The sequence below is a fragment of the Nocardia sp. NPDC046763 genome (assembly GCF_040645495.1).
Classification (GTDB): Bacteria; Actinomycetota; Actinomycetes; order Mycobacteriales; family Mycobacteriaceae; genus Nocardia.
On the sequence record NZ_JBEYYI010000060.1, the window covers coordinates 1 to 12,791 of the forward strand.

Genomic DNA, 12,791 nt, shown 5'->3' on the forward strand with positions numbered 1-12,791 from the left:
CACAGCCGGATTCACCACCCCTGAACACAAACATCCACACCGACCGGTCACCACAACCAAATTCAGCGCGTAACTACACAAATTCAATCTCGGTAATCACGCGAGGCCCATCGACCCCACGAGTGATGGAGCCGGCAGGTATTCGGCTCCCTGCCGGGCCCGGACGGTGACCGCATGGGGCGTGGTCCTGACCGATCGTGCCGACTATCCCGCGTGCTTGGCCGCGGCGTAGCGCGCGCGAGTATCGGCGATGATCGCGTCGATCCGGACATCCTCACCTTCGCCGAGCTGGCGCGGAGCTATCTCCCCGCGCGGCGTCAGGGCGCGATGTGCACGGCCGGCGGGTTCCAGATCCCGTCGATGACCTCGATGCCGGGCCAGTAAAGACGCAACATCAGATTGAACACGCCCGCCCCGGGTGCGGGCAGCCAGTTGGATTCCTGCTCCGGGCCAGGGTTCTGGCTTTGAATGTAGATCTCGACCGACCCATCGGAGTTCACCCTCAGGTCTTCGCCGCGCACTGCATAGCGGTTCAGCTCGTTGGCGATGAAGAAGCCGTTCTCGTCGTACATCGTCAACGACCAGAACCCGTCTACCGGCGGCACCTGATCAGCGTCGAACCGCAGAATGTAGTCGTTGTCGCCGGATAGCGGCTCCGATCGGCCGTCGACGTACGCGGCGGGATAGATCGCATCCTGGGGCAGGTTCGCGCCCAGACCACCGTAGGCGACCGTCGAACGGAACAGGTACTCCGTTCCGTAGAAGCCCATCCCGGACCGGGCGATCTGCCAGCCGTTCTCGGGCACGGCCTCGAAGTTCACTTCGATCCTGGAAAGCGCCTCTGGCCAGGCCAGCTCCCACACCGCACGATCGGCGGCGGGCAGCTCGTCCAGGTTCAGTTTCTGTTCCGGAGTCCAGCCTGCTTCGGCCAGTTGCGCGAGTATTTCCTTGTCATCGGGCAGGGTCTGTCGGTGCGACAGACTGGAGTAGTACAGGTCCCAGTACTGCTGCGGGGTGAGGCCTGCGATATAAGCGGCGACCTCCTGCCCTGTCGGCCAATCCGGGTGCAGGTCGGTGTTCTCCGGCGGAACATAGGCAGTCCCGTAAGCGCTGAGAGGCACCGCCGTGAGCCGATCCTGGATGTTGCGCACAATCTCGACATCATCCGCCGACCCGTTGACCTTGATGCGGCCGATGATCCAGCCGCTGTCGGTGGGCATCGGGTACTCGAGCACTCCCTCGGGCAAGGTGCCTTGCCAGTTCGGCCCGGTGATGGCGAATTCATAGCCGGCTCGGACACCGAGCGTGCGTGTGCCGGGCGAGGCTTGCACATTGGTCCACATGTCCAGGATCGGGAACAAGTAGTATCGGCCCCGCATGTCCGGCACGCCGATGATCAGCGGTTCGACGGACACGTCGTAGAACATCGACGAGTACAAGGTATCGACGTTCGGGCGCACCACGTTGGTGAACGACGCGTCCGGAACGGTGCGCATGTTGGCGAACTGGTTCATCGGCGCGGAGCCGTAGTCGTTCGGATAGGGCACGTTTGTCGACTGCCGTCGCGTCACCTCGATAGAAACCAGTGGATATGTGTACACGTAGGCGCTGACCGCCGCGCCCATGCTGACATCCGACTTATCACTCATCGCAGTCCCTCCTCGGGAATAATATGATCGAAATCGATTGCCGTGGTGATGATTTCGACTCCGATGCTAGCCCGAGCCGATTCCCGTCGGGGCGGGAATCCTGCTTTCCCTCGAGGCTTGAAGTGCGCGAAATACATTGTGGGCCTTTATATTCGAACCCACGCCAAGAGGGCGCATATGCGTATCCGAAGGCGTCCGACAACGCGGGGTTCCGGTAGTAATCGCCGAAAATGCAACGAAGTTCTCGTAGCTCCTGGTCAGGCGCGGTGAGGCTAGGGGGTCGTCTTGTTCAGGTGGCGGTAGATGGTGGGGCGGGTGACGCCGAACTCGGCGGCGATCTGGTCGACGGTGTAGCGACGCTTGCCGTGTTCGTTGAGTTCGTCGTACATCTGCCGGGCCAGCTGGACCTGTCTGGGGCCGAGTTTGGGTTTCTGGCCGCCGGTACGTCCGCGGGTGCGTTCGGACATCAGGGCGTGTTCGAATTCGGCTATCGCGCCGAGGATTTGGAAGAACATGCGGCCGACGGCGGTAGAGGTGTCGATGCCTTGGTCGAGCACGACCAGGTCTACACCGCGGTCCTGGAGCATCTTCGACAGTTCGATCAGGTGCTCGAGGGAGCGTCCGAGCCGGTCGAGCTTGGTGACCACCAGTTGATCTTTGGGCCGGTTGGCCACCAGCAGCGCTTTGGTCAGCTCCGGCCGGGAGGCCAGTTTGCCGGAGGCTTTGTCCATGAAGATCTGTTCGCATCCGGCCGCAGTGAGTGTGTCGTGCTGGGCTTCGGGGTGTCGGTCGCGGGTGGAGACGCGTCCGTAGCCGATTCGCATGGCGCGGAGTGTATTGCGAACCCCCGACACGTTGACGTTGGCGCGTACTCGGCAAGCTTTACAGATCTGGCCTGCGGAAACCTGTTACGGCCGAGTGGGCCAGCACCTGGTTGCCCACCCGACGGCCCTCGCGGCGCATCTGCTCTACTGCGAGACCGAAATACTCTGTCGTCCAAGCGATCACCGCATTGGTCGCCAGCGTCCGGCGCCACATTTGTTCGGCTTGGTCCTTGAGATGGCGTGCCCGGATCGTGCCCTCGTGGGCGTAGAGGCAGGTCGCATTTGAGCGCATGGACCGACTCGCCCCTGTTGAGCCGGCGCGCGATCTTGCGCCGATAGTCCGGAGTCGAGGCGCCCGTAGACCGTTTGCGGATCAGTCCTGAAAGCTGGAGGGGCCGGGGGTTTGGTTCGTGAGCGATCAGGTGGCTGTCGGTGTCGGAGCGCCTGCGACGGTTGAATACGCGACCTCACCAGTCGGCGACCCCGTCATCCACAGTGTTGTCTCGCTGACAGTGTCGGCGATGATCGTGTCATCACGCTGACATTCGACGGGCTGTGTGCGCCGGGGACCGCTTGGATCGGAAGAAGATTCTCGTGGAAGGCGGCGAAGACGATGATGCGCGCGATCTGGAACGATACGGTGATCGCCGAAGCCGAGGCGACGGTGCGGGTGGAGGGCAACCATTATTTCCCGCCGGAGTCGCTGCACCAGGAATACTTCACCGCCAGTCGCACCAAGACGGTGTGCCCGTGGAAGGGCATCGCCAGCTATTACCACCTCACCGTCGGTGATCAGACGAACCTGGACGTGGCCTGGTACTACCCCACACCCAGCCCACTGGCCCGGCGGATCCGCGATCACATCGCGTTCTGGAACGGCGTCCAGATCGAGGGCGAACCCGAAAAACGCGGGGCGGCAAGCGAAGACACCGACGGGGCCCGGCCGGGCTGGCGGTCGCGGTTGAGCCGGCGAGGTGTCACCCGGTGAGCGGCGGCGCGGTCCAGCCCACCCCGGTCCGCGGTCGGACACATCCGGTGGTGGGCCGGCTGCCGGTGTGGCGGATCGGTATCGTCAGCGGGCTGGCGGGCATCGCGTGTTGTGTCGGGCCGACCGTGCTGGCGTTGCTGGGCATCGTCAGCGGCGCCACCGCCCTGGCATGGGCGAACTACCTCTACGACAACTACACCTGGTGGTTCCGGCTCACCGGCCTCGGAGTACTGGCGGGGCTGGTGTGGTGGTCACTGCGCCGCCGCGACCAGTGCAGCATCGACGGAGTCCGGAAACTGAAGTGGCGCCTGCTCACGGCGGGAGTGATCGCGGTAGGCACCTATCTGCTCGGGTACGCCGTAACGACCTGGCTGGGCCGCTTTGCCTGACCGAGGCGACCAGCGATGGCAATCCCCGACCGAGGCACTGCGGTTGCTGCTGCGCGGGGCGACCGCACGCACCGCGGGCCCCACCGCGGTCGTGGTCGGCACCGTCTTGTCGCTGGTGAACCAGGGCGGCGACATCGCCAGCGGAGACGTCACACCGGCTACCTGGATCCGGATCGAGGTCAACTACCTCGTCCCGTTCCTTGTCGCCAGCATCGGTTGGCTCTCGGCCCGGCGCACATCGACCAGCCCGGCACCCGCACGTAGGCATCCGCAACGCATCCCACCCGGTATGCGGTCGGCGACGTCGCCTTCACGGCATCAGGCCGAGCGGTAATGCCCGGCCAGGCTGATGATTTCATCGACGGACCATTGGTCGTCGGCGTGCGCACCGTATTTCCGGGCCACGATGCGGCCGTCGGGTCCGATGAGAAAGTCGGCAGGCCGACCGAAATGGTCTTCACCGCGGCCGAGGGCCCCGCTGATCGACCGCTGCCGAGCCGCACCACGCGCCGCGGCGAGCCAGGCCCGCGGATACGCGAGCGCAGCCGCAGAGGATTCCACACCGAACTCCGCATACAGCTTCTGCTGCGGGTCGGCGACAACAGCGAACGGCAGATCGCTCTGGTAGCGGCGTAGTTCCTCGGCGACGGAGTGGAACACCACGACCTCGGTCACGCCGAAGAGTCCGGCCGCGATCGGCAGCCCGATCCAGGTACCGGCGATTCGGGTTGCTGATTCGGAGGAGAGGCCGCTGCCACGAAGCCGGGCGGCGGTGAGCGTGGTGAGCGGGGCAGCGGCGCCGGCGACGGACTCGCCAGTGATGCGCATCGTGTTGACGATGCCTGCCGCGACTCCGGCGTTCTCGACCGGGACGGTGCTGACGGCGGCGTTGTCCATGACCCCGAACGCCAGACCCACTCCGGCACCGAACGGCAGCGGAGGAAGCGCCGACTCCAGCCATGATCCGTTGCCGTGCAGGGTCACCAGGAGCAGAGAGCCTGTCGCAATCAGCGCGGAAGCGCAGGTCAGCACCGCTCGCACGGAGGTGCGAGCGGCCAGATGGCCGGCGACGAGCTCGCGGTGACGGGCAGCGGCGATCTTGTCGCGGTCGCCGGCTCCCGTGGTCATTGCCCCGACTTTTGGGGGCAGTTCGTTTCGCTAACGGAGTCCGAGGATCATCCGACGAACAGGCCATGAGTCCGAAAACTCGGAAGGTTCAACAGCTCTCGATGCACGGTAGGGTCGCGACCGGGAGCCGTCTCGCGGCCATCGCATGTGGAGCCGTCATGCTGGTCGCGGGCTGCGGCACCTCTGTGGACAGCTCGCCGAGTCCGGGTGGGCCTGCGTCGGCGACCGGTGCCGCCATCACGACGGCTGGTGCCGGCGGGGTATCAGCGCCGCCGCAATTCGCTCCGGCCGAGGATGTCGCCACAGTGTCCGCGAACGCCGCACCTCCCACCACCGCGGTTGGAAATCCTTCCGCCACAACGGCGCCCGCCGCGGGTTCGGTGTGGGACGCATGTTCGCTGTCGGAATCCGCGCTCAGCGCGGCGGGTTTGAACACGGCATCCAAGACGCGTGTGCCCGACGCCGGGAACCCGGCCTCGCGCGTGTGCAAGTGGCAATCCACGGATCAGTCCTATGAGCTGGTCGTCACCGCCTCCGACGCCACGATGGACGATCAGCTCGCCTCCGGTCGGTACAACGATGTGCGCAGGACTCAGTACTACGGCCGGGACGTGGTCGTGTATCGCGCGGTGCAGGACACGAACAAGCTGGGTTGCTATACCGGAACGCCGGCCGCTTTCGGCAGCATCGTGTTCACGGTGCGCAATGCTGTAGTCCAGGCCGGCGAGGGTGAACCGTGCGCCGAAGCGAATCGTCTCGGAGCTGCCCTGTTCAGGTCACTTCCTTGACCGCGCACCGGACTTGTAAATCGAAAGGTCACACGATGATTCGAAAGACGATGCTGGTGGTCACGGCAGGCATCCTCATCGCCGCCCCAATGGCGGCCACCGCCGGGGCCGCGCAGCCCGAGGTCGCCACCGGGTCCGTTGTCGGCGCACAGGACATCGCGGTCAGCACCGGGTCGGGCGCGGCGGACGCGGTGATCAACGGCCTGATAGCGGCGATCTTCGGCCCCAACGATCCGTCCACGTGCAAATTCCCCTACTGCTTCTGAGTGCACCCGGTGAGAGGCGACATTCTGATGTCGCCTCTCGGGTAACGACCTCATCGTCAGCCGGCCACGACCGGGGCGCCGACCGGTTGAGAAGACCGACCTGTGGAATCCGGCGGTTGCCCTGCTACCGCAGATAATTCACCGAGTCGCACCGCTCAGCGGACCGTGTTTCCTCAGGCCGCGCACCCCGTGCTACCGCAGATAATGCCGGGACTGTGTGCGGCAACTCGTGAGCGAGACTTTCGCGATTTTGGGCACGCATCCAAAGTTATTGGCGCACAGTCCGATACGACGACGTCCGACGCGTCGTTCGGCTGATCATCCTGCGGCCCTACCGGATCCGCGCCGGTCAGAGATCGCTAACGCGACTTTTCTCCTCACTGGACCCCTTGGGCCTACCCATTGCGGCGCGCTGGCCGCGAAAGCCGGGGAGCAGCCCGGCCAACGCCACCGCGCCCGCGACACAGCCGAGCCCGCCCGACACGACGGAGACGACGGGCCCGAGGGTGGTTGCGACCGCACCAGCCTCGAGATCGCCAAGACGCGGGCCGCCGTTGACGACCGCGATCTGCAGGCCGGTGAGGCGTCCGCGCAGCGCGTCGGGAACCGACAACTGGACGATGGTGCTGCGGAAGACAGAGGAGACCACATCCGCCCAGCCCGCCAGCGCCAGCAGCGCCAAAGCGCCTGGCAGCCAAGGGGTCACACCGAAGCCCGCGATGGCGAGACCCCAGACGACGACGGCGATGATCACGGCGCGGCCTTGGCGTTCGACGCGTCCGACCCATCCGGTGGTGAGCGCGCCGAGCAGCGCGCCCGCACCCGGAGCCGCGTAGAGCGCACCGAGTGTGGTTGCGCCGCCATGAAATACGGTGGCGGCGAAGGCCGGGAACAGGGCGCGCGGCATCCCGAGAATGGTGGCGTTGATATCGATCGCGAAGGCGCCCTGGATCGCCGGGCGGCCCCGCAGGAAGCGAACGCCGTCGAGAAAGGACCGCACCCCCGGGCGCTCCCCGCGCCCGGCGGGCCGTTGCGGCGCGATGGCGAGTGCCGCGGTGGTGGCGGCGGCGAAGTTGGCGGCGTTGATCCAGAACACGATTCGCGCGCCGGTCTCCGCCAGCAGCAACCCGCCCAGCGCAGGACCGGCGATAACGCTGAGTTGGAACACCGCCTGGAACATGGCATTCGCGGTCGGCAGCTCGTCGAGCCGCACGAGGTTGGGCACGACCGCATTGAGCGCGGAGTCCTCGAGGGCGCTCAACCCGGCCGTGACCGCGGGACCCACGAACAACGGCCACAGCGCGGGTGCCGCGCCAGCATCGAATGCGAGCCCCACGTTCACCACCGCCATGAGAGCTGAGACCGCGATCAGCAGGCGGCGGCGGTCGACGGCATCCACTACCAGGCCGCCGAACACCGATCCCGCCAGCAGCGGGACCACCGTGGCCAGCGATACCAGCCCGATGTCCAGCGATGAATGCGTCAGTGCGTACACCTCGAAGGGGACCGCGGTGGCCGCCATCTGCGTGCCGAGGACGGACACGAGTTGCCCGGCGACCAGCGCTCGTAGATCGAATGAGCGGCGCAGCGGCGACGTGTCGATGAACAGGCGGCGGCGCGTGGGGTTAGCAGTGCTTGTCACTCCGCCATGCTGCAAGTTCAAGTCGAGTTGAACGCAACCTCGCCGCAGTGCGACACTGACCTGAACAGGAGGCCGAAATGCCCGAACAGCCAGTCGAATTGGTACCCATCGACGAAGTAGCCCAGCGACTCGGCCTGCGCGCCTCGGCGATCCGCTACTACGAGGACCGCGGCCTGATTGCGCCGGTGTCGCGGCGTGCGGGCCGCCGCTGGTACGGCCCCGCGGAGATCCGCAGGCTAGCGGTCATCCAATACTGGCAGCAGTACGGCCTGATGAGCCTCGACGAGATCCACGACATCCTCGCAGGCGCCGGAGCCACCCGCGACTGGACCCAAACCGTCACGCAGCGCATAGAAGCCCTCCGCATCCAGGCCGACCGCATGAACACCGCCCGCCGCCACCTGGAACACATCCTGTCCAAACACTGCGACTCCCCACCGGACGGCTGCCGCCACTTCGAAGCCCAGCTCTTCGGCCGGGAACTGCCGAGCGCCTACGAACGGTGAGAGGTGAACCCGGCTAGATGGTCCGGGCCGCGACGGGCCGCTCGCAGCACTACCGTCAGGGTGCGGGCCGTAGGAATTGATGCGTTGATCTACGACCGTGCATAACGGAGCGGTGAATCCGCCGATTATCCCCAGTGACAAGTGTGCTGAAGTATCGGCCACAGAAAGCATGGAAACTTTTGGGGCGGCGGGACCGCGACGCGCGCGCTGGCGGAGATCCGCGATCAGGTGCCGGGCTACACCTGGCGCACCAGCCTGCACATGCCCGGCTCGCAAGCTTCTGGCTGTTGGTCGCCGAACGTAGCGGTGAGGACTACATCGACACCGACCGCACGTGTATGCACATCGATGGGTTCTGGGGCGGCCGCGCCGCAGCCGCTTGATTGCAGGTATTGACAGCCAGACTCTGGCAGCGCATCATTTAACCACTTGGTTAATTAACCGAATGGTGTAATAAACGTCATGTCCGAGGATCAACTCGACTCCGTCTTCGCCGCTCTGTCCGATGCGACCCGGCGGGCGATACTCGCCCGGCTCGCGGAAGGGGAGGCGACAGTCGGCGAGCTGGCCGAACCGTTCGCGATGAGCTTGCCCGCTGTCTCCAAACACCTGAAGGTGCTCGAGCGCGCCGGGCTGATCACCCGAAGCCGCGACGCGCAGTGGCGTCCTTGTCGACTCCAGCCCGCCCCGCTAGCAGCGGCGACCGACTGGCTGGAGCGCTACCGAGGCTTCTGGGGCGATCGTCTCGATCGCCTCGACGAACATCTGCACCGCATTCAACACAAGGAGCTACCGTGACCGAACACCTGGACCTGCCGCAGGGGGACCTGCGGCTGCTGGATAGCACTATCGCGCGCGAACTGCTGGTGGCGAATCTGCCTGCCCGGCTGGCCTTCACCGCCGCCGACGGCACCCCACGCGTTGTCCCGATCAACTTCTGGTGGAACGGCGAGGAGGTGGTGATGACCGGATTCGCGCCCTCGCACAAGAACCGTGCGTTACGCGCTCGGCCCGATGTCGCCCTCACCATCGACACCAACGATGCTCCGCCGCAAGTGCTGCTGCTGCGTGGCCGCGCTGAGATCACCGAATCCGACGGCCTTCTACCCGAATACGCGGCGGCCATGCGCAAGGGCGGCGACCCCGCGGTGGAGGAGTATCTGCAGTTCGTGGCGAGCCAGGCGCCTCGCATGGAGCGCATCGCCGTGCGACCCACCTGGGCTGCGGTGATGGACTTCCGTACCCGCTTCCCCAGCGGCGCACCCGACTGGATGACCGGTCAGCAATCCGCTTGACCTGCGCGAGAATCCGGGAGAACCAACCCCTCATGAGCAACCGCGAATTCACCCTTGTCCGTATCTTCGACGCGCCCCGGGACCTGGTCTTCCGGGCCTGGATCGAACCCGACCAGATCGCCGAATGGGCCGGCCCCCACGGCTTCACCACCCGACGCGACAGCATCGTCGCCGAACCGGTCCCCGGCGGCCGCTACGAATCGATCATGGTCTCCGACACCGACGGCACCGAATACCGCAATGTCGGACGATTCCGCGAGATCGTCGAACCCGAACGATTGGTGTTCACCTGGGGCGACCCCACCGGCGATGGCGGCCCCGAGCGCGATTCCGTCATCACGGTCACCTTCACCGAAGTCGGAGACGGCAAGACCGCCATGAACTTCCACCTGCTGGCTCCCGGCCCGTTGTCCCCGGACGACAGCGCGGCCTACGGCTGGGGCCAAAGCCTGGACCGCCTCGCGCATATCCTTTGACAGCGGCTGTGCTCCGCGGGACGCCAGAAGATGCACTCGCAGCGACAAGTGGCGGTCCTTTCGCGCTGTCATGTGGCGCGCGACCAGGTAACCGACAGTCGACGAGTTCCTGACCGCTCCGACTTCTCTCACCCCACTCGTTCCGGCCTGGACCTGGGCCATCCCGTGTGTCCTCGGCACCGAATCCTGAAGTGTTGTCGGCCAGGCCGATCGAAGTGCGATTCGGCCGACGATTCCTCACTGCGGGTGAATCGGCAGCGACGCCGCACGCAGTGGATGAACGCCGCAACCCGCGGCCCGGCGTCGCGGTGCGCCCCCGGTGACGATGATCGGCTTCCCGGCCTGCGTGCGTGCCCACACCTGCAAGACACGTAATCCGTCCTTGCTGGTGCTCATGCGCGGCCACCGCCTCGGGCTATCCAACGCTTCGATGACCTCGGCGTGGGTGAGACCGGCCTGGATCAGGCGTGCAGCCAGCCACGGCAACCATTCATCGGGCACATCGCGAATACAGCGGTAATACGGCACGGTCGAGTTCCGTATGACCGACCGAGCTATCTGTCACCGAGGGCGAAGTCACTGTCCGGGATGTTCAGACGCTTGACCACTTCGTGAGAAATTGAGAGAGTTGTCGACATATTATCTCAAGGGAGTGGTAATGACCGTCGCAGCGAACCCCGCCAGCATCCCGGCCCCGAACTCGCATTCACACCCCAACCCTGCTGCACCGCAGGTGCCGGGACTCGCGCCGGACTCACCGGCCGCACGTTCGGCAGCGGACTGGCGTTTGATCATGCTTGCACCCGCCGCACTGTTGTTGCAGGCCGCGCATCCGGTGATCGGGTCGGCGCTGGTCGACTACTCCGTATTCCGGACCGACCCCTTCGGCCGGTTCGACCGGTCCTATTGGGCGACATTGGCATTGGCGTTCTACGGTGAGGAAGCCGCCGACTACGGCCGTGACATCCGTGCCCTGCATAAGTCCATGGGCGGCACCGATCAGCAGGGACGCCGCTATCACGCCTACGATCCGGAGGCCTACTTCTTCGTGCTCGCTACCGGGTACTGGGCCTCGACGGTGGTCGCCGAGAAGTTCGGTTCCGGCCTGTCACGCTCGGAGAAGGAGGAACTCTACGCGGGCTGGCGGCAGATGACCCTACTGGCGGGACTGCGCGAGCGGGACGCCCCCGCGACTCTCGACGAGTTCGAGCCCTGGTTCGACCAAGTGTTGACCGAACGTCTGGAAAACCATCCCTCCGTCGAGCACCTCTTCGACACACTGCGCCACCCACCCGCGCCCGCGTGGATACCGGGCCTGTTGTGGAAGCCGATCATGTGGGGCGTCGTCGGCCCACTGGGGGTTTGGATCAACACCGGCGCACTGCCGCCCCAGGTGCGCGAACTGTTCGGCCGGTCCTGGACCGACCGCGACGAACAACTGATGCGCTGGTGGGTGCGACTGATCAAAGCGACCCACCTCCTGCTCCCACCACCGATCAAGAAGATCACACGCGTCGTCGCCCTGCGTCGCAAGAACGCCATCATGAAATCGGTCCGCCACCGCGTCATCACCCCGGCCGCTTAACAGACCGCGCAACGCACGCCACTCAGCGCGCTGGTGAGCGTGTTCGGTCTGGTGGTGGCCGGGTGCACGCCGCTGGCGTTGCTGCTGTCGGTCGAACAGCTCAACTGCGCTCTCCAGCAACACCGGGACGAGGCCGTTCGCGAGACGACAGACGCCACCGAGGCAGAGGACCGAAGCGGGCTCGCACCGACCAGTGAGGTGTCTCGTACCGGGGCACGCTCACCGCCGAACAGAAGGTGCGGGCCTACTACCTGGAGCAGTGGGCCATACGCCGCCCCCCGTCCGACGCAGAATCGGATCGCATCGCCGGGACGAACAGCTACGGACGGCGGATGCTGAAGCGAAGGCGCAAAGCAACTGTCGGTAACTCCTGAAGACTGCCCCCTGGAACCCAGCATTCGATCGGGGGCCAGGATTCAGGATCTGGCCCATATTTCGTGATTTTGTCGCTGTGTTGCCCAGTGGCTCAACAGGATCCGCTTGCGCAGGAGGTCGGGCTTTGTGCGGCCGAACATCTGCCGCTCGAGCATGATGCGGTTGACGTGGCCTTCGACTGTTCCGCTGCTCCAGCGCAAGGTAAGTCCCGCAGTGACCGCGTCCTGGTCGCTGCGCAGGCCGCGGACGAAGGAGTTCAGCTCAGGCTGGTCACAGAGTCCACGCTCCCCCGGTGGGGCTCAACCCCCACCAGCCGAACCGTCGGACTATCGAGAGCTCCCCATACCGAAGGGATCTGGGGGCAGCTCAGTTCGGTCAGACCTGGGACCGGTACCCTCCTCGAGCCGCTGGCGCTGCCGTGCATGTAACCGCCGCAGATGATCGAGCTCGGCTTTTGAGCGGCGCGCCTCCTTCTGCGAAGCCATGAACGCTGCCGCCAGGCCGGCCACCATGAGAAGCGCACCTGGCCAGACCAGCCACAACGGCCAAACCTGATACCACGCAACAAGATCCAGGATTATCCCGCCGACCCACGCTGCCAGGATCGACACGAACAACAATCGCGCCGCCATCGCCCCGCCCAATCCACGCCAATCTCGACTATCCCAGCGTACGCTCGCGCCCTCGCTCAGCCTCTGCTCCACTGCCGATGCTCGACCGAATTGAATTGCACACGGGGTCGGGTCTGTCCAGATTCCGACACACCTGCTAGCGGACACGTGATAATGGCTCTGGCACAAAGTTGTTGGTGCCCTGGGAATTTGGAGCCGCGAAGGTAGTGGTCGATCATGATCCCGGTGCGCTGATCTTGATCTGAAGG

At 65.4% G+C, this 12,791-nt stretch carries 15 protein-coding genes and 2 pseudogenes; 10 read left to right on the forward strand and 7 right to left on the reverse strand.

The window, feature by feature from the left end:
- Nucleotides 1-317: 317 nt before the first annotated feature.
- The 3 genes and pseudogenes from ABZ909_RS42675 to ABZ909_RS42685 all read right to left on the reverse strand — a co-directional run.
- A complete protein-coding gene (locus ABZ909_RS42675) occupies nucleotides 318-1,649 on the reverse strand; it encodes a DUF1254 domain-containing protein (protein WP_357011996.1) in 1,332 nt (443 codons plus the stop codon).
- A 272-nt stretch (nucleotides 1,650-1,921) separates the two neighbouring features.
- A complete protein-coding gene (locus ABZ909_RS42680; protein WP_357011998.1) occupies nucleotides 1,922-2,473 on the reverse strand; it encodes a recombinase family protein in 552 nt (183 codons plus the stop codon).
- 100 nt (nucleotides 2,474-2,573) lie between these two features.
- Nucleotides 2,574-2,823 (reverse strand): annotated as a pseudogene (locus ABZ909_RS42685) (Tn3 family transposase); the annotation flags it as partial.
- Nucleotides 2,824-3,086: 263 nt separating this feature from the next.
- Between ABZ909_RS42685 and ABZ909_RS42690 the strand changes: the two are divergent.
- The 3 genes from ABZ909_RS42690 to nrtS are packed head-to-tail and all read left to right on the forward strand — an operon-like array spanning nucleotide 3,087 to nucleotide 4,184.
- The gene (locus ABZ909_RS42690) at nucleotides 3,087-3,461 is read left to right on the forward strand and encodes a DUF427 domain-containing protein (RefSeq protein WP_357012000.1); all 375 of its coding nucleotides are present in this window, start codon (nucleotides 3,087-3,089) and stop codon (nucleotides 3,459-3,461) included.
- Nucleotides 3,458-3,850: a hypothetical protein gene (locus ABZ909_RS42695; protein WP_357012003.1), complete on the forward strand. Its 393-nt coding sequence runs from the start codon at nucleotides 3,458-3,460 to the stop codon at nucleotides 3,848-3,850. The genes ABZ909_RS42690 and ABZ909_RS42695 overlap by 4 nt, the downstream gene beginning before the upstream one ends.
- Complete coding sequence (gene nrtS, locus ABZ909_RS42700) at nucleotides 3,843-4,184, forward strand: nitrate/nitrite transporter NrtS (protein WP_357012006.1); 342 nt, start codon at nucleotides 3,843-3,845, stop codon at nucleotides 4,182-4,184. Before ABZ909_RS42695 ends, nrtS begins: the two co-directional genes overlap by 8 nt.
- On the opposite strand, the gene ABZ909_RS42705 is transcribed toward nrtS, so the two are convergent.
- Nucleotides 4,169-4,978: an AhpC/TSA family protein gene (locus tag ABZ909_RS42705; protein WP_357012008.1), complete on the reverse strand. Its 810-nt coding sequence runs from the start codon at nucleotides 4,976-4,978 to the stop codon at nucleotides 4,169-4,171. The two genes, nrtS and ABZ909_RS42705, sit on opposite strands and share 16 nt — an antisense overlap.
- A 305-nt stretch (nucleotides 4,979-5,283) precedes the next feature.
- Here ABZ909_RS42705 and ABZ909_RS42710 point away from each other — a divergent pair, with 305 nt between their 5' ends.
- Nucleotides 5,284-5,766 (forward strand): hypothetical protein, encoded by a 483-nt coding sequence (locus tag ABZ909_RS42710; RefSeq protein ID WP_357012011.1) that lies wholly within the window; start codon nucleotides 5,284-5,286, stop codon nucleotides 5,764-5,766.
- A gap of 35 nt (nucleotides 5,767-5,801) precedes the next feature.
- Nucleotides 5,802-6,032, forward strand: coding sequence for a hypothetical protein (locus tag ABZ909_RS42715; protein ID WP_357012013.1), 231 nt, complete (start codon nucleotides 5,802-5,804; stop codon nucleotides 6,030-6,032).
- Between the two features lie 349 nt (nucleotides 6,033-6,381).
- Here ABZ909_RS42715 and ABZ909_RS42720 read toward each other — a convergent pair whose 3' ends face one another.
- Nucleotides 6,382-7,674 carry an MFS transporter gene (locus ABZ909_RS42720; protein WP_357012015.1) on the reverse strand — a complete coding sequence of 431 codons (1,293 nt, stop codon included), beginning with the start codon at nucleotides 7,672-7,674 and terminating at the stop codon, nucleotides 6,382-6,384.
- A 77-nt stretch (nucleotides 7,675-7,751) separates the two neighbouring features.
- Here ABZ909_RS42720 and ABZ909_RS42725 point away from each other — a divergent pair, with 77 nt between their 5' ends.
- From ABZ909_RS42725 to ABZ909_RS42740, 4 genes are all read left to right on the forward strand, one after another.
- Nucleotides 7,752-8,180 carry a MerR family transcriptional regulator gene (locus tag ABZ909_RS42725; protein ID WP_357012017.1) on the forward strand — a complete coding sequence of 143 codons (429 nt, stop codon included), beginning with the start codon at nucleotides 7,752-7,754 and terminating at the stop codon, nucleotides 8,178-8,180.
- A gap of 462 nt (nucleotides 8,181-8,642) precedes the next feature.
- On the forward strand, nucleotides 8,643-8,978 hold the full coding sequence (locus ABZ909_RS42730) for a metalloregulator ArsR/SmtB family transcription factor (RefSeq protein WP_357012019.1): 336 nt from the start codon (nucleotides 8,643-8,645) through the stop codon (nucleotides 8,976-8,978).
- On the forward strand, nucleotides 8,975-9,475 hold the full coding sequence (locus ABZ909_RS42735) for a pyridoxamine 5'-phosphate oxidase family protein (RefSeq protein WP_357012021.1): 501 nt from the start codon (nucleotides 8,975-8,977) through the stop codon (nucleotides 9,473-9,475). The genes ABZ909_RS42730 and ABZ909_RS42735 overlap by 4 nt, the downstream gene beginning before the upstream one ends.
- 32 nt (nucleotides 9,476-9,507) lie before the next feature.
- Nucleotides 9,508-9,951, forward strand: coding sequence for an SRPBCC domain-containing protein (locus tag ABZ909_RS42740; protein WP_357012023.1), 444 nt, complete (start codon nucleotides 9,508-9,510; stop codon nucleotides 9,949-9,951).
- Nucleotides 9,952-10,188: 237 nt separating this feature from the next.
- Here ABZ909_RS42740 and ABZ909_RS42745 read toward each other — a convergent pair whose 3' ends face one another.
- The gene (locus tag ABZ909_RS42745; RefSeq protein ID WP_357012026.1) at nucleotides 10,189-10,347 is read right to left on the reverse strand and encodes a hypothetical protein; all 159 of its coding nucleotides are present in this window, start codon (nucleotides 10,345-10,347) and stop codon (nucleotides 10,189-10,191) included.
- Nucleotides 10,348-10,609: 262 nt separating this feature from the next.
- On the opposite strand from ABZ909_RS42745, the gene ABZ909_RS42750 reads away from it, so the two are divergent.
- Nucleotides 10,610-11,536 (forward strand): oxygenase MpaB family protein, encoded by a 927-nt coding sequence (locus ABZ909_RS42750; protein WP_357012029.1) that lies wholly within the window; start codon nucleotides 10,610-10,612, stop codon nucleotides 11,534-11,536.
- Nucleotides 11,537-11,952: 416 nt separating this feature from the next.
- On the opposite strand, the pseudogene ABZ909_RS42755 reads toward ABZ909_RS42750, so the two are convergent.
- Nucleotides 11,953-12,132 (reverse strand): annotated as a pseudogene (locus ABZ909_RS42755) (hypothetical protein); the annotation flags it as partial.
- Nucleotides 12,133-12,791: the final 659 nt, after the last annotated feature.